Origin of the sequence: Vibrio sp. Vb1980 (assembly GCF_033338615.1) — a bacterium.
GTDB lineage: Bacteria > Pseudomonadota > Gammaproteobacteria > Enterobacterales > Vibrionaceae > Vibrio > Vibrio alginolyticus.
This window is the reverse complement of sequence record NZ_JAWOSZ010000041.1, coordinates 1-3,514: the sequence shown is the minus strand read 5'-3', so window position 1 is coordinate 3,514 and position 3,514 is coordinate 1. Positions and strand designations below refer to the sequence as shown.

1 protein-coding gene is annotated in these 3,514 nt (G+C 41.5%); it reads right to left on the bottom strand.

Annotated elements, in window-relative coordinates:
- Positions 1-71: 71 nt before the first annotated feature.
- Positions 72-1,043 (bottom strand): phosphotransferase, encoded by a 972-nt coding sequence (locus R7F64_RS23635; protein WP_047102731.1) that lies wholly within the window; start codon positions 1,041-1,043, stop codon positions 72-74.
- Between the last annotated feature and the right edge of the window lie 2,471 nt (positions 1,044-3,514).

Sequence of the window (3,514 nt, the reverse complement as noted above, 5' to 3'; positions counted from 1 at the left end):
AATGCTAAGAGATGGTGTTATGTGGGATACAGATAGCCTCAAAAATTAACTATTGACGCCATAGTCTCTTGTTATGTACCGCCGCAAAATAATGCACTTTCAATTTTGGACCATTGAACCATGAACGGAATAAAGTCACTTTTGGGGATGAACTTCTGTGCAGCGGTATTGTTTTTTAAGAACACCTCTTCCAAAGCCCATACATGATGGTCAGCATAAACAGCCCATGCCTTTGCTCCATCGTTAAGCTCAGGTTGTGTCATAGGTTTAATAGACAGATACCCTTTTAATAAGGCCAATGATTTATTAACATCCATGTCAAACATGTACATACAGGCTCTAGCCACCTCATAACCAGGTGGCATATTTTGTACTAGGTCCCAATCAATCACATCACTTACAGCACCGTTTAAATCAAAAAAGACGTTAAAATGATGAAAGTCGCCGTGAATTAATTGCCGGCTTGTTAAAGGAGTATATGAGTGTACGGCTTGTGAGCTCGCTAGATAGTCACGCTGTTGTTTTACTCTTCGTAGCACCGAACCTTTTGCATCAAGCGCACTGTTGATTTCAATACAGGCAACTATTTTTTGTAACCTATCGACCCAAGCACTTTTATCCCATGAGAGCTCGATTGTTGGAAAACTATTTCCAGCCATAGAAGCTAGTTGAACATGCAATTCAGCCAGTGCTTTTCCTAACTGAAAAGCATGTAACTCCGACAGCTCGCTTTTTCCAATTAGCCCCCCTTTTGCTTCAGGGAATAAAGCGTAAAAGCCATCACCTATTTTGCCAAAGGAGCAGCCATCGCGCGTCAAAACTGGGGCTATTATAGTATTCAAATTTTGGGAGAGTTTTTGTAATAATTCATGCTCAAGCTTGATTTGCGCAACATTGCGAACACGATATTTTCTAAGGTAAAAAGTCTCTGAGGATTGGATTCGAAAGACATGATTAGTCGCGCCAGCTGATTGCCGATTTAAACTAGCATCAGCATCTATTTGGTTCCAGTTTTCACTAACCTCACGAACAAAATCACTCATAGTTCAATTGACCTCATAGGTACATAACGCTGCATTAAGGGGCAGCAACGCAATACTGAAGCCGCCGCATACCACCCTAAACACTTAAACCAACGCATAGTAAAAATGCCACGCGTTGCGAATCCCTCTTGAACAGTTTGTTAACTGAGCACCTTTCAGTTTTCGCCGATCTTTCAGCCACTTTCGCCAAAGCTCGTTTTGCTAATTAATGATTAACAAAGCTAACTCAAATATGTATTTAACCAAAAAATTACCGTTTATCTTTAGTTTGAAATGCGTCTCACAACACCATACTTCGGCGATGTAAGTGCGCCGAACTAATCACGAATGCCTTATATTATTAGAAGGCTTTGTGCCGCCTTTCACATCAGTAAACTTAAGTATCAAACTGAAATTATTCGCATTAGCTCAGCTAAGGAAACCGACCGAACTCCGGTTTGCTTTAGATCCCATTGAGACCAACTAATTTGATGATGCGCGACATCAATTTCAATCTTTCTAGCTTCGCCCAATAGCTTATTTATACGACTTTCCAAAAATTCCACGTTTAACTCCTAAAGAAACATAACGCCCTGCTAAGGGGTGAGCAACGCAATACAAAAGCCGCCGCAAACCACCTTAATCGCTAAATTCAACGCATAGTAAAAATGCCACGCGTTGCGAATCCCTCTTGAGCAGTTTGTTAGTCGCGAGGCACCGAGCGCCAATTTTAAGCCAAACTAAACTTTGCAAACAACAAACTTTATGTGCTTTGATGCACTTAAGTCAGGCGTAGTCTCAAAGCGGCTGTTTAATGGAACCACTTGGAACAACCAACGCCGCAGAAAACGGACTGGCAACAGTTAAGGGGTGAAGCACGCAATACCTAAGCTTCCGCATGGCACTTCAACACCGAAACCACCGCATACCAAAATGCCACGCGTGCTGAATCCCTCTTGAACTGTTTGTTAGCACGCTGCCCTTTAAGCTTTTGGTACACGCCAAGACATTGAAATATAGCACGAAACTTATGGCTTAAAACACTAAACCAAACGGACAGCTGCCAAACTAAAAACAGACATCAAGACGTAAGTTGACTAGAAGAAAAACATGCTTAACTGCCCTTTTTCACCGCTTTCAAATTAGCAAAGAATACGGGCTTCGAACTTGAACAACAGCGACAAAGCAACGCTTGTTTTGCCGAAAATTTCTCAGCACTAAAGAAACCACACCAGAGAAATAGCCCGAAAGTTAGCAACCGTAAACGATAAACTCAAAGCGAAAACTTCACATCTAGTGCCACCGGAGCGAACATGAAAGGCACATTTGCTCCTGTGTAAAGCTAGGAAAAGAAACCAATAAACACCAAGACTTTTGATCTCTGATGCCAACCCAGTGCTAACGCCGCATTAAGGGGTGAACAACGCATTCCACCCAGACTAAACCATTGTGCCGTAAACACTAAAGCCAATTCAAACCAAAACTGCCAAGCGTTGTGGATCCCTCTTGAATGCTTTGTTAGTTGCCAAACCTAAAGCTTTGATTTGAAGTTAATTACCGCTTTGCCAACACTAGCTTTACGTGTTTTCGAAAACTCAAATCAGGCGCAGTTTCAAAGCGCCTGTCACTGAAACCACTTGGAATATGCAACACCGTAGAAAACGGACTAACAACACCAAAAAGCCCTTTTGGACTGATAATTTAACCGAGCTGACTTTCAACAAGCTAATCAGCGTCTGAAACAGAAAATCCAATCGCACAAGAAACCAAAGTTCGATTTTCACAAACCCAAATGGCTAGAAATTGAAATACGAAAAACCAGCCAAAAACACACGGGCATTAGCCCTAAACATTCTGCTTTAAGTACGTTTTTCCTCGTTGGCAACTAACGCCGCGTTAAGTGGTGAGCAACGCAGACTACCAAACTTAAAGTATTGTGCCGTAAACACTAAAGCCGAATCAAACTGAAAATGCCAAGCGTTGGGAATCCGTCTTAAACGCTTTGTTATGTTTTCTTGTCAGGCGTCATGTGAAGGATTACGTTTGCAAAAAGTAGTACAAGGGATAGAAACCATAAGACATTGCTTCCTATATAAATATCAATGCATACAAAAGACAAACTCCCTGTAAGTATGAAACTAAATCCGATGTACGTTTTGCCTTGCCACTTTCTGTAAAAGTGAAACCCTGAAAGAACTACCAATAAGAAGAAAGCTCCTCCTGAAGTTAAAAAATCATGCAGCATCAAGACCCTACTATTAAAACTTCAATCCAACTAATAATGCTATTCACGCTAGAAACATAACGCCGCGTTAAGTAGTGAGCAACGCTACCACCTTTATTAAACCATTGTGCCGTAAACACTAAAGCTGATTCAAACCTAAACTGCCAAGCGTTGCGAATCTGCCTTAAACGCTTGTATGGATAATAAGTACTCCAATCGGGTAAGGTGAGACCCAGACTTTAGCTGCAACTAAAGTTCTTCTATCTGG